This is a genomic window from Streptomyces sp. NPDC019937 (genome assembly GCF_040631655.1).
Lineage (GTDB): Bacteria > Actinomycetota > Actinomycetes > Streptomycetales > Streptomycetaceae > Streptomyces.
The window spans coordinates 92,469-118,879 of sequence record NZ_JBEYAL010000006.1; the positions used below are offsets into that span (position 1 = coordinate 92,469).

General features: G+C 70.7%; 40 protein-coding genes. 34 read left to right on the forward strand and 6 right to left on the reverse strand.

All coding sequences use genetic code 11. From position 1 onward, the window contains the following. Window positions 1-42 precede the first annotated feature (42 nt). Both ABZ562_RS07210 and ABZ562_RS07215 read left to right on the forward strand, forming a co-directional pair. The gene (locus ABZ562_RS07210) at window positions 43-1,068 is read left to right on the forward strand and encodes an XRE family transcriptional regulator (RefSeq protein ID WP_361475113.1); all 1,026 of its coding nucleotides are present in this window, start codon (window positions 43-45) and stop codon (window positions 1,066-1,068) included. 199 nt (window positions 1,069-1,267) lie between these two features. Next, window positions 1,268-3,487: an NADP-dependent isocitrate dehydrogenase gene (locus ABZ562_RS07215; protein ID WP_361475115.1), complete on the forward strand. Its 2,220-nt coding sequence runs from the start codon at window positions 1,268-1,270 to the stop codon at window positions 3,485-3,487. A 70-nt stretch (window positions 3,488-3,557) separates the two neighbouring features. On the opposite strand, the gene ABZ562_RS07220 is transcribed toward ABZ562_RS07215, so the two are convergent. After that, window positions 3,558-4,481 carry a serine hydrolase gene (locus tag ABZ562_RS07220; RefSeq protein ID WP_361475117.1) on the reverse strand — a complete coding sequence of 308 codons (924 nt, stop codon included), beginning with the start codon at window positions 4,479-4,481 and terminating at the stop codon, window positions 3,558-3,560. 267 nt (window positions 4,482-4,748) lie between these two features. Between ABZ562_RS07220 and rpe the strand changes: the two genes are divergently transcribed. From rpe to ABZ562_RS07235, 3 genes are all read left to right on the forward strand, one after another. After that, window positions 4,749-5,447 carry a ribulose-phosphate 3-epimerase gene (gene rpe, locus ABZ562_RS07225; protein WP_361475119.1) on the forward strand — a complete coding sequence of 233 codons (699 nt, stop codon included), beginning with the start codon at window positions 4,749-4,751 and terminating at the stop codon, window positions 5,445-5,447. A 112-nt stretch (window positions 5,448-5,559) separates the two neighbouring features. Next, the gene (locus ABZ562_RS07230; RefSeq protein WP_361475539.1) at window positions 5,560-6,549 is read left to right on the forward strand and encodes a sugar-binding domain-containing protein; all 990 of its coding nucleotides are present in this window, start codon (window positions 5,560-5,562) and stop codon (window positions 6,547-6,549) included. A 72-nt stretch (window positions 6,550-6,621) separates the two neighbouring features. Further along, window positions 6,622-8,070, forward strand: coding sequence for a GuaB1 family IMP dehydrogenase-related protein (locus tag ABZ562_RS07235; protein ID WP_361475541.1), 1,449 nt, complete (start codon window positions 6,622-6,624; stop codon window positions 8,068-8,070). Window positions 8,071-8,143: 73 nt separating this feature from the next. On the opposite strand, the gene ABZ562_RS07240 is transcribed toward ABZ562_RS07235, so the two are convergent. Then, on the reverse strand, window positions 8,144-8,959 hold the full coding sequence (locus tag ABZ562_RS07240) for a DUF2637 domain-containing protein (RefSeq protein WP_361475121.1): 816 nt from the start codon (window positions 8,957-8,959) through the stop codon (window positions 8,144-8,146). After that, window positions 8,956-9,108: a hypothetical protein gene (locus tag ABZ562_RS07245; RefSeq protein WP_361475123.1), complete on the reverse strand. Its 153-nt coding sequence runs from the start codon at window positions 9,106-9,108 to the stop codon at window positions 8,956-8,958. The genes ABZ562_RS07240 and ABZ562_RS07245 overlap by 4 nt, the downstream gene beginning before the upstream one ends. Before the next feature lie 393 nt (window positions 9,109-9,501). Between ABZ562_RS07245 and ABZ562_RS07250 the strand changes: the two genes are divergently transcribed. After that, window positions 9,502-10,986 (forward strand): amino acid permease, encoded by a 1,485-nt coding sequence (locus ABZ562_RS07250; RefSeq protein ID WP_361475125.1) that lies wholly within the window; start codon window positions 9,502-9,504, stop codon window positions 10,984-10,986. 55 nt (window positions 10,987-11,041) lie between these two features. Here the strand turns inward: ABZ562_RS07250 and ABZ562_RS07255 are convergent, their stop codons facing one another. The 3 genes from ABZ562_RS07255 to ABZ562_RS07265 form a co-directional block, all read right to left on the reverse strand. Beyond that, the gene (locus tag ABZ562_RS07255) at window positions 11,042-12,352 is read right to left on the reverse strand and encodes a site-specific integrase (protein ID WP_361475127.1); all 1,311 of its coding nucleotides are present in this window, start codon (window positions 12,350-12,352) and stop codon (window positions 11,042-11,044) included. Continuing rightward, entirely contained in the window at window positions 12,313-12,774 is a 462-nt protein-coding gene (locus ABZ562_RS07260; protein ID WP_361475129.1) for an ImmA/IrrE family metallo-endopeptidase, read from the reverse strand. The genes ABZ562_RS07255 and ABZ562_RS07260 overlap by 40 nt, the downstream gene beginning before the upstream one ends. A 129-nt stretch (window positions 12,775-12,903) precedes the next feature. Beyond that, complete coding sequence (locus ABZ562_RS07265) at window positions 12,904-13,488, reverse strand: hypothetical protein (protein ID WP_361475131.1); 585 nt, start codon at window positions 13,486-13,488, stop codon at window positions 12,904-12,906. Window positions 13,489-13,665: 177 nt separating this feature from the next. Here ABZ562_RS07265 and ABZ562_RS07270 point away from each other — a divergent pair, with 177 nt between their 5' ends. The 28 genes from ABZ562_RS07270 to ABZ562_RS07405 all read left to right on the forward strand — a co-directional run bounded on the left by ABZ562_RS07270 (window position 13,666) and on the right by ABZ562_RS07405 (window position 26,407). Beyond that, the gene (locus tag ABZ562_RS07270; protein WP_361475133.1) at window positions 13,666-13,923 is read left to right on the forward strand and encodes a helix-turn-helix transcriptional regulator; all 258 of its coding nucleotides are present in this window, start codon (window positions 13,666-13,668) and stop codon (window positions 13,921-13,923) included. Then, window positions 13,901-14,179 (forward strand): DNA-binding protein, encoded by a 279-nt coding sequence (locus tag ABZ562_RS07275; protein WP_361475135.1) that lies wholly within the window; start codon window positions 13,901-13,903, stop codon window positions 14,177-14,179. The genes ABZ562_RS07270 and ABZ562_RS07275 overlap by 23 nt, the downstream gene beginning before the upstream one ends. Window positions 14,180-14,258: 79 nt before the next feature. Further along, window positions 14,259-14,630, forward strand: a complete 372-nt coding sequence (locus tag ABZ562_RS07280) for a hypothetical protein (RefSeq protein ID WP_361475137.1) — start codon at window positions 14,259-14,261, stop codon at window positions 14,628-14,630. Continuing rightward, window positions 14,627-15,925 (forward strand): hypothetical protein, encoded by a 1,299-nt coding sequence (locus ABZ562_RS07285; RefSeq protein ID WP_361475139.1) that lies wholly within the window; start codon window positions 14,627-14,629, stop codon window positions 15,923-15,925. Before ABZ562_RS07280 ends, ABZ562_RS07285 begins: the two co-directional genes overlap by 4 nt. Then, on the forward strand, window positions 15,922-16,095 hold the full coding sequence (locus tag ABZ562_RS07290; protein WP_361475141.1) for a hypothetical protein: 174 nt from the start codon (window positions 15,922-15,924) through the stop codon (window positions 16,093-16,095). Before ABZ562_RS07285 ends, ABZ562_RS07290 begins: the two co-directional genes overlap by 4 nt. Continuing rightward, a complete protein-coding gene (locus tag ABZ562_RS07295; protein ID WP_361475143.1) occupies window positions 16,092-16,442 on the forward strand; it encodes a hypothetical protein in 351 nt (116 codons plus the stop codon). Before ABZ562_RS07290 ends, ABZ562_RS07295 begins: the two co-directional genes overlap by 4 nt. Continuing rightward, window positions 16,435-16,806 (forward strand): hypothetical protein, encoded by a 372-nt coding sequence (locus ABZ562_RS07300; protein WP_361475145.1) that lies wholly within the window; start codon window positions 16,435-16,437, stop codon window positions 16,804-16,806. Before ABZ562_RS07295 ends, ABZ562_RS07300 begins: the two co-directional genes overlap by 8 nt. Next, window positions 16,803-17,477 carry a hypothetical protein gene (locus ABZ562_RS07305; protein WP_361475147.1) on the forward strand — a complete coding sequence of 225 codons (675 nt, stop codon included), beginning with the start codon at window positions 16,803-16,805 and terminating at the stop codon, window positions 17,475-17,477. Before ABZ562_RS07300 ends, ABZ562_RS07305 begins: the two co-directional genes overlap by 4 nt. A gap of 8 nt (window positions 17,478-17,485) precedes the next feature. Then, window positions 17,486-18,346 carry a hypothetical protein gene (locus ABZ562_RS07310; protein ID WP_361475149.1) on the forward strand — a complete coding sequence of 287 codons (861 nt, stop codon included), beginning with the start codon at window positions 17,486-17,488 and terminating at the stop codon, window positions 18,344-18,346. Next, a complete protein-coding gene (locus ABZ562_RS07315) occupies window positions 18,343-18,567 on the forward strand; it encodes a hypothetical protein (protein WP_361475151.1) in 225 nt (74 codons plus the stop codon). The genes ABZ562_RS07310 and ABZ562_RS07315 overlap by 4 nt, the downstream gene beginning before the upstream one ends. Continuing rightward, the gene (locus ABZ562_RS07320) at window positions 18,564-18,728 is read left to right on the forward strand and encodes a hypothetical protein (protein WP_361475152.1); all 165 of its coding nucleotides are present in this window, start codon (window positions 18,564-18,566) and stop codon (window positions 18,726-18,728) included. Before ABZ562_RS07315 ends, ABZ562_RS07320 begins: the two co-directional genes overlap by 4 nt. Further along, window positions 18,725-19,258: a hypothetical protein gene (locus ABZ562_RS07325; RefSeq protein WP_361475154.1), complete on the forward strand. Its 534-nt coding sequence runs from the start codon at window positions 18,725-18,727 to the stop codon at window positions 19,256-19,258. The genes ABZ562_RS07320 and ABZ562_RS07325 overlap by 4 nt, the downstream gene beginning before the upstream one ends. Beyond that, entirely contained in the window at window positions 19,258-20,130 is an 873-nt protein-coding gene (locus ABZ562_RS07330) for a PD-(D/E)XK nuclease-like domain-containing protein (protein WP_361475156.1), read from the forward strand. The genes ABZ562_RS07325 and ABZ562_RS07330 overlap by 1 nt, the downstream gene beginning before the upstream one ends. Next, entirely contained in the window at window positions 20,127-21,026 is a 900-nt protein-coding gene (locus ABZ562_RS07335; RefSeq protein ID WP_361475158.1) for a hypothetical protein, read from the forward strand. Before ABZ562_RS07330 ends, ABZ562_RS07335 begins: the two co-directional genes overlap by 4 nt. Beyond that, the gene (locus ABZ562_RS07340; RefSeq protein WP_361475160.1) at window positions 21,023-21,745 is read left to right on the forward strand and encodes an exonuclease domain-containing protein; all 723 of its coding nucleotides are present in this window, start codon (window positions 21,023-21,025) and stop codon (window positions 21,743-21,745) included. The genes ABZ562_RS07335 and ABZ562_RS07340 overlap by 4 nt, the downstream gene beginning before the upstream one ends. Next, window positions 21,745-22,251, forward strand: coding sequence for a hypothetical protein (locus ABZ562_RS07345; RefSeq protein WP_361475162.1), 507 nt, complete (start codon window positions 21,745-21,747; stop codon window positions 22,249-22,251). The genes ABZ562_RS07340 and ABZ562_RS07345 overlap by 1 nt, the downstream gene beginning before the upstream one ends. Then, complete coding sequence (locus ABZ562_RS07350) at window positions 22,248-22,562, forward strand: hypothetical protein (protein WP_361475164.1); 315 nt, start codon at window positions 22,248-22,250, stop codon at window positions 22,560-22,562. Before ABZ562_RS07345 ends, ABZ562_RS07350 begins: the two co-directional genes overlap by 4 nt. Then, the gene (locus ABZ562_RS07355; RefSeq protein ID WP_361475166.1) at window positions 22,552-22,725 is read left to right on the forward strand and encodes a hypothetical protein; all 174 of its coding nucleotides are present in this window, start codon (window positions 22,552-22,554) and stop codon (window positions 22,723-22,725) included. Before ABZ562_RS07350 ends, ABZ562_RS07355 begins: the two co-directional genes overlap by 11 nt. Further along, window positions 22,722-23,132, forward strand: a complete 411-nt coding sequence (locus ABZ562_RS07360) for a DUF6205 family protein (protein ID WP_361475168.1) — start codon at window positions 22,722-22,724, stop codon at window positions 23,130-23,132. The genes ABZ562_RS07355 and ABZ562_RS07360 overlap by 4 nt, the downstream gene beginning before the upstream one ends. Beyond that, window positions 23,125-23,487: a hypothetical protein gene (locus ABZ562_RS07365; RefSeq protein ID WP_361475170.1), complete on the forward strand. Its 363-nt coding sequence runs from the start codon at window positions 23,125-23,127 to the stop codon at window positions 23,485-23,487. The genes ABZ562_RS07360 and ABZ562_RS07365 overlap by 8 nt, the downstream gene beginning before the upstream one ends. Further along, window positions 23,484-23,990 (forward strand): hypothetical protein, encoded by a 507-nt coding sequence (locus tag ABZ562_RS07370; RefSeq protein ID WP_361475172.1) that lies wholly within the window; start codon window positions 23,484-23,486, stop codon window positions 23,988-23,990. Before ABZ562_RS07365 ends, ABZ562_RS07370 begins: the two co-directional genes overlap by 4 nt. Continuing rightward, window positions 23,987-24,352: a hypothetical protein gene (locus ABZ562_RS07375; protein ID WP_361475174.1), complete on the forward strand. Its 366-nt coding sequence runs from the start codon at window positions 23,987-23,989 to the stop codon at window positions 24,350-24,352. Before ABZ562_RS07370 ends, ABZ562_RS07375 begins: the two co-directional genes overlap by 4 nt. Then, entirely contained in the window at window positions 24,349-24,792 is a 444-nt protein-coding gene (locus tag ABZ562_RS07380) for a hypothetical protein (RefSeq protein WP_361475176.1), read from the forward strand. The genes ABZ562_RS07375 and ABZ562_RS07380 overlap by 4 nt, the downstream gene beginning before the upstream one ends. Next, window positions 24,789-25,097, forward strand: coding sequence for a WhiB family transcriptional regulator (locus tag ABZ562_RS07385; protein ID WP_361475178.1), 309 nt, complete (start codon window positions 24,789-24,791; stop codon window positions 25,095-25,097). Before ABZ562_RS07380 ends, ABZ562_RS07385 begins: the two co-directional genes overlap by 4 nt. After that, a complete protein-coding gene (locus tag ABZ562_RS07390; protein WP_361475180.1) occupies window positions 25,094-25,300 on the forward strand; it encodes a hypothetical protein in 207 nt (68 codons plus the stop codon). The genes ABZ562_RS07385 and ABZ562_RS07390 overlap by 4 nt, the downstream gene beginning before the upstream one ends. Then, a complete protein-coding gene (locus tag ABZ562_RS07395) occupies window positions 25,297-25,524 on the forward strand; it encodes a hypothetical protein (protein ID WP_361475182.1) in 228 nt (75 codons plus the stop codon). The genes ABZ562_RS07390 and ABZ562_RS07395 overlap by 4 nt, the downstream gene beginning before the upstream one ends. Then, window positions 25,521-25,904, forward strand: coding sequence for a hypothetical protein (locus ABZ562_RS07400; RefSeq protein WP_361475184.1), 384 nt, complete (start codon window positions 25,521-25,523; stop codon window positions 25,902-25,904). The genes ABZ562_RS07395 and ABZ562_RS07400 overlap by 4 nt, the downstream gene beginning before the upstream one ends. Then, complete coding sequence (locus tag ABZ562_RS07405) at window positions 25,901-26,407, forward strand: hypothetical protein (protein WP_361475186.1); 507 nt, start codon at window positions 25,901-25,903, stop codon at window positions 26,405-26,407. The genes ABZ562_RS07400 and ABZ562_RS07405 overlap by 4 nt, the downstream gene beginning before the upstream one ends. The last annotated feature ends 4 nt before the right edge of the window (window positions 26,408-26,411 follow it).

Genomic DNA, 26,411 nt, shown 5'->3' on the forward strand with positions numbered 1-26,411 from the left:
ATGTGGAGACCAAGATCGAGCAAGGTCAGACAAAGGGGAGAGATGAGCACGCCGGCGTTCGAACGAGCTCGGCTTCGAACCGCCCGTGAGCTGGCCGGGATGAGCCAGGCGCAGCTGGCGCGCGAAGCCGGGCTCACGCCCGCCGCGATCAGCCAGTTCGAAGGCGGTGCGGCACGACCGAGCCCGGAGACGTTCGCGGCCCTGGCAGAGATTCTCGCGGTGCCCTCCGGGTTCTTCCGCGAGCCAATGGCCGAAAGCCATGACGGCTTCTTCCGGTCGCTGCGCCGTACGTCGGTGGTCGATCGGCGCCGGGCCCGAGCGATCGCTCACGTCGCCCATGACCTCGCGGTCCGTGCATCAGGCGCACAGTGGTTCTCTCTAAGTGATGTGCCGGTGCTCCCCGTGAGCGGGCTGGAGACCCCGATCGCTGAGATTGAGCAGGCCGCAGCCAGGGTCCGCTCCCTGTGGCGTATTCCCTCAGGCCCTGCCCCGAACGTCGTCGAACTGCTGGAGACTCACGGAGTCGCCGTGATTCGACTCCCGCTCGACAGCGCGGACGTTGACGCGTTCTCCCTACCCTTCCCCGACCACCCGGTTGTGGTCCTGGGCACCGACAAAAATGACCGTGCCCGTTCCCGGTTCGACGCCGCGCACGAACTCGCGCATCTCGTGCTGCATGGCGAGCAGATCTGGGGCGTCAAGGAGGTCGAGACACAAGCACACCAATTCGCGGCGGCCTTCCTCATGCCGGCCAGCGACATCTACAGCCACCTACCGACCACGGTCGACTGGTCGACCTTGTTCGACCTCAAACGGCACTGGCAGGTATCCCTCGCTGCCCTTCTCATGCGCGCCCGGACCTTGGGCCGGATCAGCGAAAGCGCATATCTGACAGCTATCAAGACGGCGTCCGCCAGAGGGTGGCGCCGTGTTGAACCGGTCCCCCTCGGCCGACCGGAGCAGCCAACCAAGCTCCTCGACTACCTAGCATCGCCCGACAGCGGTCCCGCCCGAACCGTCCTACCGTCGCAGATCGTGGACAGCATCGAGACGGCGTCCGCGGCCTAACCGCTGAAGAAGGTTCCCCAGTGGCCAAGATCGTGAGACGAACTACTCATGGCCACTACTGAGACGCGACTGATCAGTGCAGGTAGGCGAGGTGCGATTGGTCAGAGGATTCGAGAACCTACAGGGGGCATTCGAACGTGAGCCGGTAACGGGATATCTTGATGTCGAGCAATGTTGCAGACGTGGAGCGGAGCACCCGGTGACTGACTCGACCATCATCTATACGCACACCGACGAGGCCCCGGCCTTGGCGACGTATTCGTTCCTGCCCGTGGTCGAGGCCTACGCCTCGACGGCCGGGGTCTCCGTGGAGCGGCGCGACATCTCCCTGGCCGGGCGCATCATCGCTCAGTTCCCCGAGCGTCTCCAGGAGAGCCAGCGCATCGAGGACGCCCTCGCCGAGCTGGGCGAGCTGGCCAAGACGCCCGAGGCCAACATCATCAAGCTGCCGAACATCTCGGCCTCCATCCCGCAGCTGAAGGCGGCCGTCGCCGAGCTGCAGGAGCAGGGCTACGCGCTGCCGGACTACCCGGACGACCCGAAGACCGACGAGGAGCGGGACATCCGCGCCCGCTACGACAAGGTCAAGGGCAGCGCCGTCAACCCGGTGCTGCGCGAGGGCAACTCCGACCGCCGCGCCCCGGCGTCGGTCAAGAACTACGTCAAGGCCAACCCGCACCGCATGGGCGCCTGGTCGGCCGATTCGAAGACCAACGTCGCCCACATGACCGGTGACGACTTCCGCTCCACCGAGAAGTCCGCGGTGATCGCCGAGGACGGCACCCTGCGCATCGAGCTGACCGGTGACGACGGCTCCACCACCGTGCTGCGCGAGTCGGTGCCGGTGCTCGCGGGCGAGGTCGTGGACGCGTCCGTGATGCGCGTCGCGGTGCTGCGTGAGTTCCTGAAGGAGCAGGTCGCCCGGGCCAAGGCCGAGGGCGTGCTGTTCTCGGTGCACCTGAAGGCCACGATGATGAAGGTCTCCGACCCGATCATCTTCGGCCATGTCGTACGGGCCTTCTTCCCCAAGACGTTCGCCGCGTACGGCCAGGCGCTGGCCGCGGCCGGGCTCACCCCGAACGACGGGCTCGGCGGCATCCTCAAGGGCCTGGAGTCGCTGCCCGAGGGCGCGAAGATCAAGGAGTCCTTCGAGGCGGAGCTGGCCGAGGGCCCGGAGCTGGCCATGGTCGACTCCGACCGCGGCATCACCAACCTGCACGTCCCGAGCGACGTCATCGTCGACGCCTCCATGCCGGCCATGATCCGCACCTCGGGCCACATGTGGGACACCAAGGGCGAGGAGGCCGACACCCTCGCGGTCATCCCGGACAGCAGCTACGCGGGCATCTACCAGGTCGTCATCGACGACTGCCGCGCCAACGGCGCCTTCGACCCGTCCACCATGGGCTCGGTGCCCAACGTCGGTCTGATGGCGCAGAAGGCCGAGGAGTACGGCAGCCACGACAAGACCTTCGAGATCCCTGCCACCGGCACCGTGCGGGTGACCGACGGCCAGGGCAACCTGGTGCTGGAGCAGACGGTCAGCGAGGGCGACATCTTCCGGATGTGCCAGACCAAGGACGCGCCGATCAAGGACTGGGTCAAGCTCGCGGTCACCCGCGCCCGCGCGACCGGCGACCCGGCGGTGTTCTGGCTGGACGAGGGCCGCGCCCACGACGCCAACCTCATCGCCAAGGTCAAGCAGTACCTCCCGGAGCACGACACCGAGGGGCTGCGCATCGAGATCATGTCGCCGGTGGAGGCGATCGCGTTCTCCCTGGAGCGCATCCGCCGCGGTGAGAACACGATCTCGGTCACCGGCAACGTGCTGCGTGACTACCTGACCGACCTGTTCCCGATCCTGGAGCTGGGCACCAGCGCCAAGATGCTGTCGGTCGTGCCGCTGATGAACGGCGGCGGGCTGTTCGAGACCGGCGCCGGCGGCTCCGCGCCCAAGCACGTGCAGCAGCTGGTCAAGGAGAACTACCTGCGCTGGGACAGCCTGGGCGAGTTCCTCGCGCTCGCGGTCAGCTTCGAGCACCTGGCGCAGACCACCGGCAACGCGCGGGCCCAGGTGCTCGCCGACACCCTGGACCGGGCGACCGCCACGTTCCTCCAGGAGAACAAGTCGCCCAGCCGCCGGGTCGGTGGCATCGACAACCGCGGCAGCCACTTCTACCTGGCGCTCTACTGGGCCCAGGAGCTGGCCAAGCAGACCGAGGACGCCCAGCTCGCGGAGTCCTTCAAGGCGCTCGCCGCGACGCTGACCGAGCAGGAGCAGACCATCGTGGACGAGCTGCTCGCCGTCCAGGGCTCGCCGTCCGACATCGGCGGCTACTACCAGCCCGACCCGGCCAAGGCGTCGGCCGTGATGCGTCCGTCGAAGACCCTCAACCAGGCGCTGTCCGCCCTGCGCTGACGGTCACCCCGGTAGCGTCCCGCCCCGGCCGGAGCACCGGCCGGGGCGGTTCCGTATCCGCGCACGGGGGTTACGGCACCGCGGGCATCGCCTCCCGCGGGGCGCGGGTCGGGAGGTACGGCTCCGCCGTGGCCGCCGCCGGATCGAGGTCCTTGTGGACCGCGCGGGCCACGGCCTGGATCGTGTCGACCCCGTCCCGCATGCGGGCGCTGTCCTGGGTGAGCACCGTGAGCGTGTAGTCATGGCCGCGCCCGGTGAACGCGCCGACGCTGTGCACCCGCCAGCCGTGGGTGGCGCGGGACAGCCAGCCGTTCTTCACCTGGATCGTGGTGCCGCGCGGCGCGCCCGCCGGGGTGCCCCAGCGCTGGGACGGGATGACCTCGCGCATCAGCTTCAGAACGTACGCCCGGGACTGGTCGCCGAGCAGCGGGTTGCGGTGGGTCACCAGCTCCAGCAGCCTCTCCTCGTCGTTCGCGGTGATCTGGGTGAGCCCCCAGTAGCCACCGCCGCCGGGCACGGTCCGCGTCATCCCGGCGGCCCGCAGGAACGCTGTCACCCTGGCCGTCGTGAGCTGCCGCCACAGCGCGCTGGTGGCGTCGTTGTCCGACTTCGTGATCATGGCGGTGGCGAGCCGGGACTCGCGCGCGGTCAGCTTCCGGTGGTGCTTCTCGGCGTCCCACAACAGCGTGGCCAGCACCGTCACCTTCACCACGCTCGCGGAGTCGAACGGCCGGTCCGCGCGCAGCGCGCAGCGGGTGTGCGTGGCCGGGTCGCGGAGGCTGACCGCGGTGGTGGCGGACCGGCCACGCAGCGCCGCGGTGATGTCCCGGGACAGCTTGGCGGCCTGGCCCGCCCGGTCCGAGGCGCACACCGTCCGCGGGGTCGCGGCGGCCGTGGCGGTCTGCGCGCCGGCGAGCGCCGGGGCGAGGAGTCCCGCGGTCAGCGCCAGGGAGAGCGCGGCGCGGGGCCGCGGGCGTATTCGCTGTCGGGTCATGGTCGGTCGCCTCTGTCCTTGTGTGTTCCCGCCCGTCACACGGGCATCCTTGGTCACTCACCCCTCATGACCCACAACCGACAGTGCGGGTTGCCCGCAGAGGCTCCATGCTTTGATCACCATGTTTTGATCACCGTCTTGATCACCCCATCGCGGCTCCCGCGCGGCGGCAACCGGGGCGGGCCGAAGGGGCGTCCGGCCGGGCGGCGACCGGATCGTGATCATCCCGCGTCCATGGCCCGGCGGCGGGCGTGGCAGGCTGGTCCCATGGCCGTGCAGATCAATCCCAGCATCCTGTCCGCGGACTTCTCCCGCCTGGCGGACGAAGCCAAGGCCGTCGAGGGCGCCGACTGGCTCCATGTCGACGTCATGGACAACCACTTCGTGCCCAATCTGACCCTCGGCGTGCCGGTGGTGGAGGCGCTGGGCAAGGCGACGGACACGCCCATGGACTGCCACCTCATGATCGAGGACCCGGACCGCTGGGCCCCGGCCTACGTCGAGGCGGGGGCGGGCTCGGTCACCTTCCACGCGGAGGCCGCGGCCGCGCCCGTACGGCTGGCGCGCGAGATCCGCGCCAAGGGCGCGCGGGCGGCGATGGCGCTCAAGCCCGCGACCCCCATCGAGCCGTACGAGGACCTGCTGCCCGAGCTGGACATGCTGCTGGTGATGACCGTGGAGCCCGGCTTCGGCGGGCAGGCGTTCCTCGACATCATGCTGCCCAAGATCCGCCGCACCCGTGAGCTGATCTCCCGGCACGGCCTGGAGATGTGGCTCCAGGTGGACGGCGGGGTGTCCGCCTCGACCATCGAGCGGTGCGCGGAGGCGGGCGCCGATGTGTTCGTGGCGGGCTCCGCGGTCTACGGGGCGCAGGACCCGGACAAGGCCGTGCGCGAGCTGCGCGCCCTGGCCGAGAACGCGGCGGGCGCCGGCGGGCTGTGCGGCCACGAAGCTACCGGTCGGTGAACGTCAACGTAAAGCGCGAACCAACTCAGCCGTTTCTGACAGGATGAACGGTGAGGCCGGAACATTGACAAGTGAGGAGACCGCGGTGTCGACGGGCCGTTCAGCCACGCGGATGGGACCCGCCGAACTGGTGCAGGCGGCGGCCATGGCGCGCCGCTTCTACCTCGAGGGCAAGTCCAAGATCCAGATTGCCGAGGAGTTCGGGGTCAGCCGCTTCAAGGTCGCGCGGGTGCTGGAGACCGCGCTCGAACGCGACCTGGTGCGGATCGAGATCCGGGTTCCCGCCGAACTCGACGCGGAGCGCTCCGACGCGCTGCGCGCCCGCTACGGGCTGCGTCACGCGGTCGTCGTGGAGTCCCCGGCCGACGCCGAGGCCGACACCCCGGACCCGGAGAACCTGGGCGAGGTCGCCGCCGACCTGCTCGGCGAGCTGGTGAACGAGGGCGATGTGCTCGGGCTGGCCTGGGGCCGTTCCACCATCCACATGGCCGCGGCGCTGCACCGGCTGCCCCCGTGCACCGTCGTCCAGCTCACCGGCGTGTACGACGCGGGCACGGCCGAGCGCGGCTCGGTCGAGGCGGTCCGGCGGGCCGCCGCCGTCTCCGGCGGCGAGGCCCACCCGATCTACGCGCCGATGCTGCTGCCGGACACCGCGACGGCCGACGCGCTGCGCGGGCAGACCGGGATCGCCCGGGCCTTCGAGTACTTCGACAAGGTCACCGTGGCGTGCGTGTCCATCGGCTCCTGGGAAGCCGGGATCTCCACCGTGTACGACATGCTCACCGAGGAGGAGCGGGCCCACTACGAGAGCCTGGGCGCCGCCGCCGAGATGTCGGCCCACCTCTTCGACGCCGAGGGCCGCCGCATCGGCCGCGACCTGGGCGAGCGGTGCATCACCGTGGAGGCCGACCGGCTGCGCCGGATCCCCGAGGTGGTGGCGATCGCGGGCGGCCGCCGCAAGGCGGCGGCGATCGGCGCGGTGCTGCGGTCGGGGCTGGTCACCAGCCTGGTGACGGACACGACGGCCGCCGACCACCTGCTGCTGGAGACGGACCCGGGCCCCCGCCCGGCCCTGGACCGGGCCGACCCCGACGGCGTATAGGGCGCGCCCCGGCGCCCGCGGGCGCCGGGGCCGCTGTCGTATCACGGTTTGTGTCACGGGTCGCGTGGGACACTGAGGTACGTGCGTTTCCTCAATGATCAGAAGCCGCCGTACGACCTGACGTACGACGATGTGTTCATGGTGCCGAGCCGCTCCGCGGTCGGCTCCCGCCAGGGCGTCGACCTGGCCTCACCCGACGGCACCGGCACCACCATCCCGCTCGTCGTCGCCAACATGACCGCGATCGCGGGTCGCCGGATGGCCGAGACGGTCGCCCGGCGCGGTGGCCTCGTCGTCATTCCGCAGGACATCCCCATCGACGTCGTCGCCGATGTCGTCCGCTGGGTCAAGAGCCGCCACCTGGTCCTGGACACCCCGATCGTGCTGGCCCCCTCCGGCACCGTCGCCGATGCCCTGTCGCTGCTGCCCAAGCGGGCGCACGGCGCGGGCGTCGTGGTGCAGGACGGCCGCCCGGTGGGCGTGGTGACCGAATCCGACCTGGCCGGGGTGGACCGGTTCACGCAGCTGTCCGAGGTGATGTCCCGGGAGCTGCTGCTGCTCGACGCCGACATCGACCCCCAGGACGCCTTCGGTCGTCTCGACGCGGCGCACCGCAAGTTCGCCCCGGCCGTCGACGCCGACGGCAGGCTGGCCGGGATCCTGACCCGCAAGGGCGCGCTGCGCGCCACGCTCTACCAGCCCGCCGTGGACGGCGAGGGGCGGCTGCGGATCGCCGCCGCCGTGGGCGTCAACGGCGATGTGGAGGGGCACGCCAAGGCGCTGCTCGACGCCGGGGTGGACACCCTGGTCGTGGACACCGCGCACGGCCACCAGGAGTCGATGATCACCGCGCTCAAGGCGGTCCGCGCGCTCGACCCGCGCGTCCCCGTCGTGGCGGGCAACGTGGTCGCGGCCGCCGGAGTGCGCGATCTGATCGAGGCGGGCGCCGACATCGTGAAGGTCGGCGTCGGACCGGGCGCCATGTGCACCACCCGCATGATGACCGGGGTGGGCCGCCCGCAGTTCTCCGCGGTGCTCGAATGCGCCGCCGAGGCACGGAAGTTGGGCAAGCACGTCTGGGCGGACGGCGGCATCCGGCACCCGCGCGACGTGGCGATGGCGCTCGCGGCCGGGGCGTCCAACGTCATGGTCGGCTCGTGGTTCGCCGGTACGTACGAGTCCCCGGGCGACCTCCAGCACGCCGCCGACGGGCGGCCGTACAAGGAGAGCTTCGGCATGGCGTCCGCGCGCGCCGTGCGCAACCGCACCAGCGAGGAGTCGGCCTACGAGCGGGCCCGCAAGGGGCTGTTCGAGGAGGGCATCTCGACCTCGCGGATGTTCCTGGACCCGGCCCGGCCGGGGGTGGAGGACCTGATCGACTCGATCATCGCGGGGGTGCGCAGCTCCTGCACCTACGCGGGCGCGGGCTCGCTGGAGGAGTTCCACGAGCGCGCGGTGGTCGGCGTGCAGAGCGCCGCGGGCTACGCCGAGGGCAAGCCGCTGCACGCCAGTTGGGAATAGGGACACCGCACGTGGGCCCCCACTCTGCTCGGGTGAGTGGGGGCCCACGTGCGTGCGCCGGCGTCGTCGTGCGTCACCGCATGACGCCGCCGCGGGGGTCACCGCCCCGCCGGGGCAGGGCGTGCCGGGGCGGGCTGGTGAGGGTGATCTGCCGTACCAGCTGGTGGAACGAGACCAGCGCGGCGACCGGGGGGAGTCCGGCGACGGCCATGCTGGGCGCGTTCTTGGGGGCGTGCGCGACGCACAGGAACACCGCGATCGTGGAGAAGAGCACCACCACCGCCCATGAGTGCGCGGCCCCCCGGCGGTGCAGCGCGGCCCGCAGCACGGACAGCGAGGCGACCAGCCAGGGCCCGTAGACCAGCAGGGGCCACCACGCCGCCATGGACTCCGAGGTGCTGGGGGAGGCCAGGTAGCGCAGCGGGCGGTAGGAGATCATCCCGCCCAGCACGCTCAGCATGGCGACGATCACGGTGGTCATAGCCGCGAAGATCAGGCTGATCAGCTGGAGCCACGGCATGGTCGGCAGCCGGAAGCGGACCCGGCGGCGCTTGCCGCGCCCGCGCACATGGGCGGGGGAGGGGGACCGGACGGGGATGGGACCGGTGGCGTGCACCGGGTCCTCGACGGGAGCGGAGACGGGCGCGGAGACGGGCGCGGAGGCGGCGACGGGAGGGGGGACGGTGGGGATGGCGGAGCTGGTCTGGAGCAGCCGCGCCAGGTCTCCTTCCAGGTCCCAGCGGCCCTCCAGGGAATCCGGGTCCGGCAGGGGGAAAGGATTCCTCTCGTAGTCGACGCCCATGTCGAACCGTTCGGACGGGTTGGGCGGCGGGTAGTGGCCGGTGGGAGGGGGCCCGTAGCCGCCCGGCCTCGGCTCGGTGTACGTCATGCCTGGACGCCCGCCTCGACGCCCGGCTCCGCGGCACCGGAGCGCTGGAGGAAGTCGTCCTCGATCCTGCCCAGGGTCGTGAGGAAGTCCTCCCAGACCCTCGAGCAGTATTCGAGGGGGTGGTCGTGCGGGGCCCGCTCCTCCTCCATCCCGTGATCCCGGGCCCGGAACACGGGTTCGGCCGTAAGCGGAGCGTGGTCAGGGGGCTGCAGCCTGTCAGTCGTCACGTCCCCACCAACGACCGCCAAATTGGTGCCGTATCGCGGCATTCGGGTGAACCGGGGGGTGACGCGCGCACGGGTGTCGCAATGATTCCCTGGCGAGCGCCCCCGCGCGCAACGTTCGGACACGTATGCGCAAGGATGGTGCATTACGGCCGTGGCCGGACGGCTCGTAGGGTCTTGCGCTGACGCTGAGTGGCGAAGACCGACTGCTTGGCGATTCCCACCTGCGGATTTGTCACCGGGCATCCCTATGCCCGCGTTCGGTCGCCACCACCTGAGATACCCACGCCCGATGGCAGCGATTAAGGAGCCACCCACGTGTTGGAGCACGGCGCAGCCCCTCCCACCGCCCAGCGACCGGAGGGCAAGCCTCCGGCCGGCGGGCTCGGCGCCCGGCTGATGCGGCGCAAACCGGTGGAGCGGCTGGTCGCCGAGGGCGGCCAGGGCGAGGGCGGGAGCCTGCGGCGCTCCATGGGCGTCTGGCAGCTGACCATGATCAGCATCGGCGCGACGCTGGGCACCGGCATCTTCGTCGTCCTCGGCGAGGCGGTGCCGGACGCGGGCCCCGCGGTGATCGTGTCCTTCGTCATAGCCGGGCTGACCGCGCTGTTCTCCGCGCTGTCGTACGCGGAGCTGGCGGGCACCATCCCGGTCTCCGGGTCCTCGTACTCGTACGCCTACGCCACCATGGGCGAGCTGGTCGCCTGGGTGTGCGGCTGGTGCCTGATCCTGGAGTACGGCGTCTCGGTCGCGGCCGTCGCCGTCGGCTGGGGCCAGTACCTCAACGAGCTGCTGGACGGCACGCTCGGCGTCACCATCCCCGACGCGCTGGCCGCCCCGCCCGGCGACGGCGGCGTCTTCAACCTGCCCGCGCTGCTCGTGGTGCTGCTGGCCATGGCTTTCCTGCTGGGCGGCGCCAAGGAGAGCGCCCGGGCCAACGCGATCATGGTCGGGGTGAAGATCGCCGCGCTGATCCTCTTCTGCGCCGTCGCCTTCACGGGCATCCGGGCCGGGAACTACACGCCGTTCATGCCGCTGGGCATGGCGGGCGTCAGCGCCGCCGGGGCCACCCTCTTCTTCTCGTACATCGGCTTCGACGCCGCCTCCACCGCCGGTGAGGAGGCCAAGAACCCGCAGCGCGACCTGCCCCGCGCGATCATGCTCTCCCTCGTCATCGTGACCGCGCTGTACTGCCTGGTCGCGGCGGTCGCGGTGGGCGCCCTGCCGTGGAAGAAGTTCGCGGGCACCGAGGCCGCGCTCGCCGGGATCATGCAGGACGTCACCGGCCAGAGCTTCTGGGCCGTCGTGCTGGCGGCCGGCGCGGTCGTCGCGATCGCCTCCGTGGTGCTGACCGTGCTCTACGGCCAGACCCGCATCCTCTTCGCGATGTCCCGCGACGGGCTGGTGCCCCCGGTCTTCTCCAAGGTCCACCCCACGACCGGGGTGCCGCGCGCCAACACCGTCCTGGTCTCCCTCTTCTGCGGCGTCCTGGCCGCCGCGATCCCGCTCGGCCAGCTCGCCGACGCCACCAGCATCGGCACGCTCTTCGCGTTCGCGCTGGTCAACATCGCCGTGATCGTGCTGCGCCGGACCCGGCCCGAGATGACGCGGACCTTCCGGGTGCCGCTGTCGCCGCTCTTCCCGCTCATCGGCTTCGGGCTGTGCCTGTGGATGATGAACAGTCTGGAATTCGTGACCTGGGTGGTCTTCGGCGTCTGGATGGCCATCGGGCTTGTGCTGTACTTCGCATACGGCATGCGCCGATCCCGACTGGCCACATTTACCAGGTCAGACAGCGAATAGGCGACCGGAGAAAATACAGGAGGGGGTTCTGAGGGGGTTTCGATCGCACCTCGCGTCAAGCCGCCTCGGAACCCTCATCATCGCCCCGCAGCCACCGTCCCAACGCCGCGATGCCCGCTTTCCCCGATCGTGGCATGAAGTGGACATACGTCCGCAGCGTGAACGCGGGGTCCGAGTGCCCCAGCCATGCCGCAAGCTGAATGATGGTCTCTCCACCATGCAGCACCACTGACGCAAACGTATGGCGCAGCACATGGAAGCCATCCTCCCGCGGCATCGCCCAGCGGACCCGACGCAGGGTCTTCTTACCCGGACGCCGAATGATCTCTTCCTCGGGCGGCGGGAGCACACCCGCCGCCACGAGGGCCGGCTTCCACTGCCGGTCATCGAATGTCTGAGGATTCACTGCCCCGCCGGGCCGCTTGCCGTGGCCCGGCGTGGTGACCAACAGCCGTACCGTGACCAGGGGACGGTCCTCCCACGCCATGGTGGGCCGATCCGGGTCAAGCCACGGGAGCGTCACGTCGACCGGCGGGAACTGGTCCATGTGCGCCTTGACGGCCTCGGCCAGCTCGGGTGGGCACGGCGCTCTCCGCTCCTTGTTGTTCTTCGGAGGCGCGAAAGCCAGCTTCCCCCGGACCTTCGTCACCTGGCGCACGACATGGATCTCGTCGCCGTCCAGGTCGTCGGGCGACAAGCCGAACGCTTCCCCTTGACGCAGCCCTGCGAGCGCTGCTTCATCCACAAGGATCTTGTACTGCTCAGGGAGAGCGGCCTGCACCCCGGCCACCGTCTCCCGCGGCCACGCCTTGGCCTTCGACTTCGGTCGAGTCGGAGCCTTCAAATCCGGATCCCGGAACGGGTTTTCGACGATCTTCTTAGCCGTCTTCGCCGACTGCATGATCTTGGAAAAGTGGGACCAGGCGACGCGGACGGTTCCTGCGTCGATGCGCTGCTCCGCCTGGACAGTCCACCACTTGATCTCGTCGGTGCCGATGGCGTTCAGGCGGTGGTCTCCCATGTAGGGGAGGATGTGGTTGAAGATCCGCCACTCCATCCCCGCCTTCGTGCGTGGCGCAGCCCGAAGGGCAGGCCACCACGTCTCCTCGACATACTCGCGAAGCGTGATGTTGCCCGAGCGCGGATCGAAAAACTCCCCGGCCATCACCGCGGCCTGCGCCTTCGACTTCCACGCCTTGGCGTCATCTAAGACGTCGAACGAGCGCGCCCGCACGCCGGGGATGCCGCACACCTTGTACCGGGCGGTCTTCGTCCCCCAGAGCTTGGTGCGCTCGCGCTTCCCGGTGACGGGGTCCTTGCGCTTCTTCAGCCACCGATCTTCGATCCACCCTGCGGCTGCGGCCATGGCCAGCCCTCCCCTGTGAGGTCGTGCAGACGGACTTGGAGCATGCGCTCTGTGACCTGCAGCTCCTCGGCAGCGGTGTGGACATCAGGAGCCCACTGGGCGACGGCGGCGAGGTCTGAGATGGCGATGAGCTTACGGGCGGCCTCGCGGTCGGCGGCCCTTTCCAGACGTATGGCGAGCGGGCCCCAACCGCAGGCAACATCGTCCGCTAGGACGTGCTCGACTTCGTGTGCGAGGACGCATCGCTCCTGCACCGCGCTTAAGTTGGCCGCGACCACGATCGTCCTGCGGTCCTGGCACCAGGCACCCCAGGTGTCCCGCAGCCACGTGCGCTTGACTCGGATACCCAGGTGGTCGAGCACGATCGCCGGTCTGTAGGCCAGGCCGACGTGCGCGAGCAGCAACGCCTGACTCAAAGACATGCACTCCCCCTGAAGTTGGCTTGTGGGAAGCGCGCTTGAGCCATATTTACCCGAGTGCCCATAGGCAACGGAAGGAAACGACAGGAAATTTCGTAAGGAGTTCCCCGGGCTGACGGTCCTGAGCTTCAGTCAGCTTTCGTCGTCCGCAGCATCCATGATTCGCGCCGCGTCGTCGTCCGCCACACCCTCGCCCACGGCATGAGGGCGGTAAGCGGCGAGGGCGTAGCGCCGGCGCTCGCTCCCGCTGGGCAGCGAGTCAATCAGCGCCTGGAGTGCCTGGTCGAAGGTGTCTCGGGCGCGGGGGGGCGCGCCGAGCGCTACGCAGTCACGGCTGAACTGGTAGATGCGGGGGAGGAATTCGAGCACGCTCTCTCTGCTCAGCGCGTCGGCCTTCGCTACGGCCTCTGCCGCCTCTGCCGCCTGGCGGGCGGGTCGGTGCGGGAGGACATCAGCCGGGTCTTCGCCGTTGAGAATGCGGTGGGCCCAGCCGAGTCTCCAGCCCAGGGCGGTGATGACCACCTCGGCCGTGGGTGGCAGCTCGCCGGTGCGGGGCACGATGCCTCTCTCGATGCTGCCGATGCTGCGGTCCGAGGCGCCGCCACCCTGCTCCTTAATCCGCTGGGCCAGGGCCTTGCGGGTCTTGAAGCCCTGACGGAGCCGGTCGGCCCTGACCGCCCTGCCGAGGGCGGCCCACGCTTCTGGATCGCGGGTCATGGCCTGGTCTCCACTCGGTCCGTAGGCAACAGGAAGCAACGGTAAGCAACACGCTACCAAGGCACGCCTCACCGGGGACAGGTCGGTTTGAGCCTCTGACCTGGCGTTTCCTATTGTTGCCTCTTTCTTCCCTCGTAGGGCTTGCCTAGCTGCCATTTCTTTCCTAATCTTTCCATTGTGCAAGCGCGGGGAGAGCGGATCCGGCGCCAGCGCGTGGGGAGCGGCTACGGCCTACGGACCTTCGCCAAGAAGATCGGAATCTCCCCCTCGTGGCTGTCCCGGATCGAACGAGACGAGAACGCCAATCCCAGCCCTGACCTGCTGAGACGCATCGCTCTCGAACTGGAGCGAGAGGCCCCAGCCAGGGCCGCGATCAACAAGATCGCCCAAAACGAAGAAGACGAGGGACCCGATGAAGATCCCCCAGACGAGTGAGTCCCCCCACCTCACCGTCCCGCAACTCGCCGAGCGGTGGCAGACCACACCGCAGGCCATCTACATGGCTCGCCACCGCCGGAAGGCGCCGAAGGGCTTCCGGCGCGGCCGGGAAGTGCTCTTCCCGCTCGCCGAGGTCGAGGCGTTCGAGGCCGCCGCGGTCGACGCCGACCCGAAGTCCGGCACGGCGATGGACCCGACGCTGCGGCCGCCCGAGCCCGCGAGGCCGAGGCGCCGGCGCCTGGCGCGCACCTGACGAACTGGAGCGGGGCCGAACCGGCTGGACCCCGGAACGACCCCTACGGCTTCACCTCACCCAAGAAGGAGGCTCCACCGTGAGCACTCAGATTACCGACCGCCCGCCCACGGAGATCACGGCGTTCCGCCGGGAGTGCAACGCCCGTCGGCACAACGAGCTCGAGTTCGAGGGGACCGCGAACCTCCGCGATCTCCCAAAGGGCAGCTACCAGGCCGAGGCCGACGCGGTGCACGTGATGTCCACGGACATCGACGTCCTGGCGGCGTGGCTGTACGAGATGGGCGGCACGGTCACCACGACCGACACCGGTCACGGCGTGACGGTGTGGACGCTGCACACGCGGACGGACGTCGACCCGGGGCGCGTGGCGTGCCCGGTGCGGGTGTCGGTCCCGCTGGTGACCGGCTCGCCGGTCATGCACGAGATCGCTGCGGCGGTGGCGGCATGACGGACACGACGACGGTGCGCGAGCTGGCGACGGCGATCCGCCAGGCGCAGGAGAACGGCCAGCGGACGCCGCTGGCGCTGGCGCTGGCGATCGAGTCGGCACGGCTGGCGGTGACGCCCCAGGTGACGGCCGAGCTGGAGTTCCTGCGGAAGGACCGCGATGCGTTCCGTGCCCAGCGGAACGGGGTCTTCAAGACCAACGAGCGGCTGATCGGGTCGTTGCAGGAGGAGCAGGACGCGCGGCTCCGGGCGGAGAACGACGTCCGGACGCTGACGCGGGAGCGAGACGGGCTGCGGACGCGGTTTGCCGACTCTGTGGCCACGGTCGCTCGCCTGGAGCAACTGCGGGTGGAGCGGGAGAAGGTAGAGAACGCGCTACGGGCGCGGGTCGCCGAGCTGGAGGCGGAGCAGGGCAACAACGACAGGGCCAAGGCCCCGTGGGGCCGCGCCGAAGACGGGCGGCCGTACCTCCCGGAAGGAGCGGACTGGACCGACGTGCCCGAGTTGGTCGACCGCACCGTCGCTGGCATCCAGGCGCGCGTGGATCAGGCGCAGCCCGGCCACTGGTACACGGCCCCTGCCACCGAAACGGGGCTGGCGCCGGGCATGGTGCGCACGCGAGTCGACGGCTACCCCCGCACAGTGGGCCAGTTCACGAACGTGCTGCCCGCAGACCTTGAGCTGATCCTCCACGCATACGTCGACCTCAGCTGGTGCCTGGAAATGCTCGCCAAGTTCCGGGCGCGGGTCGCCGAACTGCTGGCCGAGCGGCACAGCACGAACGCGGCGCTGGTCGACGTGACGGTGGCGATGCGGGCAGCCGAGTCCGGGCAGGCGCCGGGCGGCTACCCGCCGGCGTTCCCGTGGGCGCGGTGGCTGGACGCCGAGGATCGGGCCGATTTCCTGGACGAGTTGGCGGCGGCCGCGATCGCCAACGTGGGTGGCGCTGAGGTGCTGGCCGAGGTCGAGGAGACGTGCGCGCGGTGGCGGGTGATCGCCGAGGCGACGCAGGCGCACCTGACCGCTCCGGGCCCGAACTGCACGTGCCAGGAGCCGGTGGCCGACTGCACGGGCGTGTCGTGCGGGTGCCCGGTGTGTCACCGCGCGGTGGCCGTGCCGGACGCCGAGCTGGACGGCGCCGCGCCGTCGCAGGTGCTGCCGCTGGCCGTGGATGTCCCGGTGCCGGTGGTGCTGACGGAGGACGACGGCCCGGCTGTGGTGACCTCGTCGGCCCGCCAGTCGGCTGCCCGGCTGCGGATGCTGCTGCACCCGCTCGACCCGGGGGTGCGCCCGTGATGTGGCTCGTCTGCTTCGCCGGACTGGACGCCGCCTGGCTGACCTTCTGCAAGGCGATGGACGTCCGCGCCCGGACCGCCCCGACCTCGTTCGATCCCTGCGCGGAGTTCCGCGCCCGCTCCTCGGCCCGCCGCGCCGAGGGCGCCCAGCTCCCCGGAGGCACTCGATGACCGATCACTTCCGCGAGGCCGAACGCCTCGTCGCCCGCGCCCACCACTTCACCTACGGCGACGGCGCCGACCCGGTCACCGGGGCCGCGCTCGCTGCCGAGGCCCAGGTGCACGCCACTCTCGCCACCGTGCCGGCGCGGGACGGCGTCGACCTCGACCAGCTCAACGAGCTCGTGGCCGAACTCGCCAAGGCCCAGAAGCAGATCGCCGAGCTGGAGGAGCGATCCTCCCGCCTGGCCACGGTGGAGTACATGGTCGAGCGCGGCCACAACAAGGGGTACACCCCCGACATCGAGGAGCTGGCCGAGGCGCTGGGCCTCACCAAGGACGGTGCCGACCGTGGCTGACCGCATCCGCCGCGCGCTCGCGCGCCTCTTCCGCCGCCCGGCCGTCGCCGCTCCGGTCCTCTACGTCCGCCGCCCGTCCGGTGGCGTGCTCGACGTCGAGGCGTACGCGACCGGCCTGGTGGTCGACATCATCGACAACCACCTCGACCGCGTGCTTGAGATCGCCGCCGAGCGTGGTACGGCCCGCGAGTACGACGGGCACGTCCCGGAGTCGCTGGCCGTCGAGCAGCTGGTGGCCGACCTCGGGTACGAGATTCGGATCACTGACGCTCAGGCCGCGCGGCTGTCTGAGCAGATGCGGCCGGGTGACCGGGCCGGGTGGCTGTCCGCACAGCGCGCCGCCGAGGGTGGTGCTGCCGCGTGAAGACGACCTACCGCGATGAGTGGCGAGTGATGGTCACCCTCAAGCCGCGCCGTCCCGCTGACCTCGGGCTCACCGGGCTCGACGACCTCGCGGAGTTCGTCGCCCCGAGCGGGCCGATCACGGTCGCGGTGCTGCCGCGCCGCCTCGGCAGCCTCGGGTTCGGCGCCCTGTCCATGAGTGACAGTCTCGTGAGCCGCGACGTCGACGGCGACTACCGGCGCCGGTGCGAGGAGATCGCGGCCGAGCTGCGGCAGCGCCCGCAGGTCGACGAGGTCACGGTCACCTGCACTGAGACGCACACGTGCTCGCACTGCCGACTCGGCTGGGAGGTGCTGACCGCCGACCAGGCCGCCGACCCCGAGCACCGGCAGGACGAGCACAGCATCGAAGGCGAACCGGTCTGCTGCGACTGGGCGATCGACGAATTCCGCGCCGAGCGCGGCATCCCCAGGCTCGACGAGGGCGTCGTCGCCTACCGCAACCCCGACCGGCCCGGCGTGCTGCTGTGCCGCGAACACGGTTACGCGTGGGCCGGTCTGGTCCCGCTCAAGTCCGACGATCTGCCTGACGGCGGTCTGTGCACGTACGGCGATCCGGCTGCCCCGAACACTCAGTGCGGCCGGGACGTGCTGATCCAGCCGTCGCAGGCCGAGGCGGGTGGTCAGCGATGAGCGAGCCGATGACCGTGCAGGAAGCGTTGACCCGACTGCGCCAGTACCAGGAGCGCCCCGCCCCGACGTGGTCCACGGCTTCGTACGGCAACAGTGCAGCGGAGAGCACGCTCGCCGAGATCGGCCGGACGCTGGCTGCTGAGGTGGACCGGCTGCGCGCCCCTCGCGCCGCCCGTGATGCCGAGGTGCTGCGCGAGACGGCCGACACGGTCGATGCGATGAACGAGGGCTGCAGCGGACCTCGTCCGTGCGCGAGCTGTGATGCCCATGAGGATGTCGCCGTCTGGCTGCGGGAGAAGGCCGACCGGCTCGGGAAGGTCACCCCCACCGGGGGCGAGATCACCCAGCCCGCCGACTTCTTCCAGCCCGGCCGCACCTACGCCTACGACGCCAGCGGCTTCACCGCTCCCGAGCTGCTCACGCTGTTCCGCGTCGAGCACATCACGCAGCGTCCCAACACCGGCAAGCGCATGGCGTTCGGCTGGATCCGTACCGCCGAGTCTGAGGCGTGGTCGCCGTACGCCGAGCCCTCGGACGAGTGGCCCTCCTGTTGGACCGACATCACCGACAGCGAGCACGTCACCACCAGGGCCGGGTCCGGCCAGCCCACCGAGCTGATCATCTATCACGCCGCGTACGAGCACGAGAAAGACCCGCTCGGCACCTACACCAACCCCACGGCGGCCCGTGCCCACTGCGAGGCTCACGTCCGCCGCGAGCAGCCGACCGCCTCCCTCGACTGGATCGAGGACGAGGAGGACGGCGTCGCCGAGCTGGTCGCCACGGTCGACGGCGAGGAGAGCCCCACCGGCTACCTCGTGACCGAGGTGACGGTCGCCTCCGAGTACGTCGAGGAGGCCGACGAGTGAAGACCATCGACCTCCTCGACGCCCTCTACTCCGTCATGCGCGACCAGGGCGGCGTGTGGACCACCCGCCGCGTCATGGACCTGCCCGCCCCGCTCGGCACCGATCAGCGGTCCGTGGCCCGCCAGCGCCTCGATGCGCTGGCCGAGCGCAAGCAGCTGCTGCCGATGCCCGGGCACGACCGCGCGTTCCGGGTCAACCACGCGGGCGGTGAGGAGCGATGACGAACCGCGAGCCCAGCGACACGTTCGGCAAGCGCTACTGGATCCGCCCGCGGAACGACGGCCGTGGCCGCGACCGCGGCGAACTGCGCGACCGGGCCCACTTCGACTACCAGCCCAAGCGCGGCCTGATCGCCCGCCTCCTCAAGGGGAACCGCACATGACCGACACCGTGCAGGCCGGGGCTTCGGTCCCGGCCGCCGGCCACCGGCCCACACCGGGCGGCAAGTTCACGGGCGCCGAGGTCCGCCGCAACTATCTCCTCGCCGTCGCACGCCACACCGGCACGCCCCTCACCACCGGCCTGGCCCTGCAGATCTACGCGGTGTCGCCGTGGCGCACCGCCGCCCGGAGCACTGCCCGCCGCGACCTGAGGGACCTCGCCCGACGTGCCTACCTCGTGCCCCACGACACGGAGGCGGGCCGCGTCTACCGGCTCGGCAGCGACCCCAACCCCGTCCACCCGGTCCGGCGCGTCAGGCAGTCCCTGCTGGAGGTGATCCGCGGAGAGGGCGGCGAGTGGACCGTCGGCCGCCTGAAGCGCGCCTGGCATCAGGCCACCGGCACCCACGTCCTCCGGATGTCGTGCCGCCGCTTCCTCGCGGACCTGCACCGGGACGGCCACCTGGACCGGCACGGCGACGGCACCCCGCGCCGCTTCTACACCTACCGCGAGACCGGAGGCGACGCCTGATGGCCACCGTCGCACAGCGCCAAACCGCCGAGCAGATCACCGAACCCGGCATCTACCAGCTGTCCAACGAGGACTACCACGCCGACTGCGGCAGCCTCTCGTCCAGCGGCGCCCGCATGCTCCTCCCGCCGTCCTGCCCCGCCCTGTTCCGGCACGCGCAGGACACCCCGCAGGAACCGAAGAAGACCTTCGAGCTCGGCAACGCCGCGCATCGGCTCGTCCTCGGCGAAGGCCCCGACCTCGTACGGGTCGACGCGGAGAAGTGGACGACGAACGCCGTCAAAGCAGAGGTCGCGGCGATCCGCGACCAGGGCGGCATCCCGCTCAAGCCTGCCGAGTACCAGCAGGTCCACGACATGGCCGACGCCCTGCGCCGCCACCCGGTCGCATCCGCCCTGTTTGACCCGGCCCGAGGCAAGCCGGAGCAGTCCCTGTTCTGGCGCGACCGCCCCACCGGCGTCATGCGACGGGCCCGCTTCGACTGGCTGCCCGACCCCCGCAGCGGGCGGCTCATCATCCCCGACTACAAGACGTGCCGCTCGGCCGAGCCGCAGGCCCTGGCTCGCGCGGTGCAGGAGCTCGGCTACCACCAGCAAGACGACTGGTACCGGGCCGCGGCCCGCGCGCTCGACCTCGCCGACGACACCGCGGCGTTCGTCTTCGTCTGCCAGGAGAAGACCGCCCCCTACGTGGTGACGGTCGTGGAGATGGACGCCGAGGCCCGCCGGATCGGCGCCGCCCGCAACCGGCGCGCACTCGAAGTCTTCGCCGAGTGCACCGAGTCGGGCGTCTGGCCCGGCTACAGCGACGAGATCGCCTACCTCTCCCTGCCCGCGTGGGCGGCCATCCGTGACACCGAGGAGTACCTGTGAACTACCCCGCCGAGCAGCGCATGAGCCCGGCCGCAGCCCCGGCCCGCATCGGGCAGGGCACCGCCGTCGAGCAGTCCCGCGCCGTCGCCGAGGTGCAGGCCGCGATCGTCGTCGCCCAGCAGTGCCCGCGCGACATCAACGCCGCCATCGCTGAGATGCGTCAGTCCTGCACCCAGCCGTTCCTCGCCGAGCGGGCGTTCTTCCGCTACTCCCGTGGGCAGGGGACCATCACCGGCGCCTCCGTCCACCTCGCACGGGAACTCGCCCGCTGCTGGGGCAACATCCAGTACGGCCTGGTGGAGATGCGCCGCGACGACGAGTTCGGGCAGTCCGAGATGCAGGCGTTCGCCTGGGACGTGGAGAAGAACTCCCGCAACTCCTCCACCTTCATCGTCCCGCACAAGAGGGACCAGAAGACCGGGCCGAAGCAGCTCACCGACATGCGGGACATCTACGAGAACAACGCCAACAACGGTGCCCGCCGCGTCCGTGAGGCCATCTTCGCGATCCTCCCGCCCTGGTTCGTCGAGGAGGCCAAGCAGCTCTGCAACAAGACCCTCCAGGACGGCGGAGGCAAGCCGCTCCCTCAGCGGATCGCAGACGCCATCCGCGCGTTCGAGGGGATCGGCGTCACGCAGGACCGCATCGAGACGAAGCTCGGGCGTCCGTCGGGGAAGTGGACGGAGCACGACGTCGCTCAGCTGCTGGTGGCGTTCCAGTCGATCAACCGCGGTGAGGTGACGGCGGACGACGAATTCCCGCTGCCGCGGGTGACGGTCGATGAGATTCACCAGCAGGCGGCAGCTCCCGCGCCCGCTCCGGCCAGTGAGCAAGGTGAGCCTGGTTCGTCGGAGTGGCCGGCGGCCGCGCAGCCCGGATCGGGGGCACGGCGATGAGCTGGCACCTGAACCGCATGTGCGGCTACGACCTGGAGACCACCGGCCTCGACCCGGAGACCGCGCGCATCGTCACCGCGTGCGTCGTCCAGGTCGGCGGCAACCAGCCCACCCAGTCCGCGAACTGGCTGTCCGACGTGGACGGCGAGGAGATCCCCGCCGAGGCCGCCCGCATTCACGGCGTGACCACAGAGCGGGCCCGCGCGGAGGGCGCCGACCTGCGCGAGGTCGTCGAAACCCTGCTCGCCGCTCTGTCGCAGGTGGTGCTGTCCGGCGTGCCGATCGTGGCGATGAACGCCCGCTATGACGTGACCGTGTTGGACCGCGAGGCCCGCCGGTACGGAATGACGCCGCTGACCGAACGCCTCGGCGACGACCTGCGGGTGGTCGACCCGTTCGTGATCGACAAACAGATGGACCGCTACCGTCCCGGGAAGCGGACACTCACCCACCTGTGCCAGCACTACGAGGTGCGGCTCGACGGCGCGCACTCGGCCGACGCTGACGCGATCGCCGCGTGCCGGGTCGCGTGGCGCCAGGGCCAGCGGTACGAGCGGCTGGCCGCCATGACGCTCGACGAGCTGCACGCCGCACAGGTCGAGTGGGCCGCCGCGCAGGCCGCCTCACTCCAGGAACACCACCGCAAGACGAACCCGAACGCGTACTGCGCGCCGGAGTGGCCGCTGGTGCCGCACCAGGCCGAAGCGGGTGACCGCTGATGTGGCACCCCTGGAAGCGCCGCATCACCGAGCTGCAGGCCCGCGTCGCCGAACTCGCCGAGCAGCGCACTGAGCTACGGGCCGAGCTGGCCGAATCCCGCGCCGCTGTAATCCGGCTCGCCGGGCGTAACGACGAGCTGTCGGACCGGCTGGAGCTGACCCGCGCCGTGCGCGGCAAGCAGGCCAAGCAGCTGCGCGCCCGCCTCGACCGTGTGCTCCGAGCCTGTGCCCGCTACCGGCGCGAGGGCGCCGAGGACCAGGCCGCGGCCATGACCGCCCACCAGGCCATGAAGGACGCGCTCGACGCCGCGGACCGGGCCCGGGTGGCTGGCGCCGACGCGCTTCGGCGGCTGGAGCTGAGCGAACGCGCCCGCCGCGACCTGGACGCCCAACTCGCTGCCGAGCAGAAGTCGAACGACTTCATGTGCCGCGAGCAAGTGACCGCAGCCGGAACGCTCACCACCCCGCCGGCCGATGCGGACAAGTCGAGCGAGGTGGCCCGGTGACCGACACGATCAGCGCGCTCGCCGTCGCCTCCGTCGTCGCCGCGGCCGCCGTCCTTACCTGGGCCGTGGAGACCCGAGTGCGCGCCCTGCGGGCCCGCCCGGCCGGCACCGCCGCCGAGGATGCGGCGGCCCTCGAGGAGCAAGACGCCACCGAGTTCGCCGCGCTCATGACGACCGCGGACCTGTGCGAGTCCCGCGTGTGCCCGGACGAAATGCGCGTCCGGTACCACGCGGTCCGCGCGGACGGCTCCCGCCGCTGCTGGACGTGCGGATGCGAGACGCCCGCTGAGGAGGCCGCTGATGGCCGCTAAGGGATTCGGGGCGCTGTGCACGGCCCGCGAGATCACTGCCGAGGAGCACGCGGACGCCGTCGCGATGGTGCAGCGCCGCGCCGTCTCGCCCGAGGACGAGCAGCAGCTGCTCGACGCCCTCGGCCTCACCACCACCGACACCACCCTGGGGGACCCGGCATGAGCTACACCACCCGCGTCACCGGCGAGTTCACCATTGCGCCACCGCTGACCTGGAACGAAATCAAGAACAGCCCGTTCGAGCCGATCGGCCGTGGGACGTACGGCGCCGTCGACATCGACCTGACGTTGCGCATCGATGAGTCCTCCGTCGACACCGATGAGGGAACCCTCGTCCGCCGCACCGGCACCGCGCTAGTCATGCGACAGATCGACGAATACCGCGCCCGAGGTCTCGTCGAACAGGTACAGCGCTGCCTCGACCTGTTCCCCGGCCACACCTTCACCGGCCGCCTGGAGTGCGAGGGCGAGGAGAACACGGACCTGTGGCGCGTCGTGATCCGCGACGGGCGCGCCGTCCGCGTCGAGCCCCGCATCGTCTGGCCGGACGAGGAGGGCCACGATGCCTGAACTGACCGAGGCCCAGCTTGACCAGCTCATCGAGGACATCGGCCTCAAGGCCCCGCGCCGTACTCGGCCCCTCGCCCCCTGCGGAACGCTGGCCGCCTACCAGCGGCACATGCGCAAGCACGAGCCCATCGACGACGCCTGCCGCCAGGCCAACACCAACGCCAAGCGGACGCAGTCCGGAGCCGGGAAGACGCTGGCGCCGATCACCAATCACGGCACGACCGGCGGCTACAAGCGGCACCTGTACCGCGGTGAGGCGGCCTGCGCGGACTGCCTGCGTGCTGAGCGCGAGTACTCGCAGCGCGCGAACAAGATCCGGCGGTCGCGGGCACGGCGGAACGGCGGCGCATCGTGACCGCCCCGACCCTGCCCGGCTTCACGCCCGCGCGTCCCGTCCCGGCTCCGGCCGGGGCGGGCCCCGCCCCTCGCACCTACACCGTCACCCTCAAGACCGGGCTCAAGCTCCTCAACGCCAACCAGCGCCCGCACTACCGGCAGCGAGCCGAACGCACAGCCGCCATCCGCGCCGCAGCCATGGAAGCCGTCAGCGAGTCCTCGACCCTGATGGACGCCCTCGCCGAGGCCAAGCCGGACGCGCTGTTCCAGCGGGCTCACGTCCTCGGCGTGCTCCACCCGCCCACGAATGGCCGCCGCGACCCCGCCAACTGGTACCCCTCCTTCAAGGCCGCCGTGGACGGGCTCGTGGACGCCGGGTTGCTGGAGGACGACGACCACACCCGGCTCCTCGGCCCCGACATGCGTCTCGGCCACGTCGTCAAGGGCGGCCAGCTCGTGCTGCACATCCGGGAACTGGCGCCCGGCGAGCAGTGGCCCGACCTCGGGGCGGTGACCCGATGAGCATCCCCGAGAGCACAGGCCGCGCCATGGCAGGCCGCGGTTGCCGCTGGTGCGGGCCCAGCGTCGAGACCGTCATCTGCGAAGTCCGCGACCCCGAGACCGGCAGCCACGGCGACGAAGTCATGTGCTGCACCTGCGGCAAGCAGCAGTGGCGGTGGCTGGTCGCCGCGGAGTACTGGGAGGGCAAGGAGAAGTGGCTCCGCGAGTTCCATCAGGAGGTCATGCGGCACGTTGCGGTCACCGCGTGGATCGCCGCACGCCTCATCCAGCTTGCGGAAGAGAGGGCACCGAAGCCCCAACCCGCTCCACACGGTGAGGACGGCGCTCAGCTCGACCTCTTCGGCCAGGCGGTGGCCCCATGAAGATCCGCGCCGACATCGCCGCACTCCTCCACCAGGACCTGCCCGACCACGCCATCGTCCAGCAGCTCCACGTCAGCAGCCGCACCGTCGCCCGTACGCGCGCCGCCCTCCGCCTGCCCAAGGCCAAGCCCGGCACGAAGGCTGCCGCCACCCTGGAGGCCGCCTTCCGCGCCCGCACCGAACCGGTCGCCGGCGGGCACCTCCGCTGGACCGGCCACTGGACGAAGAACAACGTCCCCGGACTCCGCTACGGCGGGCACTTCCACACGGCCCACCGCGTCGCGTTCCGCATCCGCACCGGCCGCGACGCCGAGGGCAACGCCCGGCCGGAGTGCGACTACGAGGGCTGCGTCGACCCGGCACACGTCCAGGACGCCCGCGAGAGGGAGCAGGCGCGCGCCACGTACACCGCCATCTTCGGCAAGGAGACGAACGCATGACCACCCTATGGATCACCGGACTCCACACCGAGGACAACGACCGCTGGCAGATCCACGGGGCCTGCGCGGATGAGGAGGACCCCGAGCTGTTCTTCCCCATCGGCAACACCGGCCCGGCGCTCCTGCAGATCGAGGAGGCCAAGGCCGTGTGTCGCCGCTGCCCGGTCCTGGAGATCTGCGGGCAATGGGCCATTGAGCAGCGGATCGATCACGGTGTGTGGGGCGGCTGGAGCGAGGACGAGCGCCGCGAAATCCTCCGCCGTCGCGGCCGGGGCACCGGCCCCGGCCGGAAGAAGACGGCATGACCGGCTCGGCGCCGCTCCTCAACTGGCGGTCCTCGGCTCACTGGGCGGCCAGGCCCAAGCCGTGCCGCTACTGCGGCGCCGACACCAACCTCCGCGACTCGAAGCGATCCCCGGCGCACAAGGTCTGCGCCGAGCAGGCCATCGCCATCCAGGCCGCTGAGGCGGCCGACGCCTACGACCAGAACGGACACCTCACCACATGAGCCCTCAGCCCGACAACGCCGAGGCCACCATGACCGCGATCGACGGCCGCGACGCCCTCGCCTTCGTCATCATCCGCCCCGGCCAGACCGAAGGCGGCGTCTCCATCGAGGCCGCCGCGAGCGGCCTGAGCAAGCAGGCCGCGGCCTACGTGCTGCGACACGTCGCCCAGCAGTGGGAGGACGAGGCCGCAGGCGCCTCCGCCAGGAAGGACACCACCGCGTGAACTCCTGGCACCACGCCCAATCCTCCGCCCGCAAATGGGGCGGCGAGGCCGAGCTGTACCTCCCGATCCACGAGTTCATCGACAGCTCCAAGCGCATCATCGGCGACGTCCGGCACCGCTCCCTCTACCACCACACCGAGGGCATCTGGCTGTGCCAGCGCATCTTCGGCGTCACCCTCGACGTCCCGAAGGCGCGCACGACTGTCAAGGTCCCGGTCCGGCTCATCGCCGAGCAGCACGTCCTCGAAGACCTCGGCTGGCTGCCGTCCCCGACGGACTACATCGGCGGCATGCCCATCAAGCCGTGGATGTCCGGCAGCCAGCGCAAGACCGTACCGCTCTCTCACCTGCTCATGACCACGCCCGGAGGCGACCAGTGACCACTACCCGCTCTTTCCTCGGTATCCCTGTCGAGGGCGAGATCACTCAAGGCGAGGACCGCAAGAAGCAGCGCCCGCTCGAAGAGCTTCAGCCGATCCTTCAGGCCGTCCTCGACGACCCGACCATTCTCGAATTCGGCTGGCGCCAGTACACCCCGTACTTCAACGACGGCGACCCCTGCACCTTCAACGTGCACGGCGTGTGGATCCGCACGGACGCTGACCGCGATGTCGAGGACACGTACGAGCTGGAGCCGTTCACGCATCCCAGCATCGGCAAGGTGACGGGCGGCGAGTGGGTGGAGGACGCCGACGGCCCCCGCAAGAGGGTCGGCGCACGGTACGAGGGCCCGGACCAGGCCCGTTTCGAGCGCTGCAAGGCCCTCGAAGCGGCCGTCGAGGGTGGCGAGTTCTACGACGTGCTCCTCGACGCGTTCGGCGACCACGCCCGCGTGACCGTCCGCCGCGACGGCATCGAGATCGAGTTCTACGACCACGACTGACCCC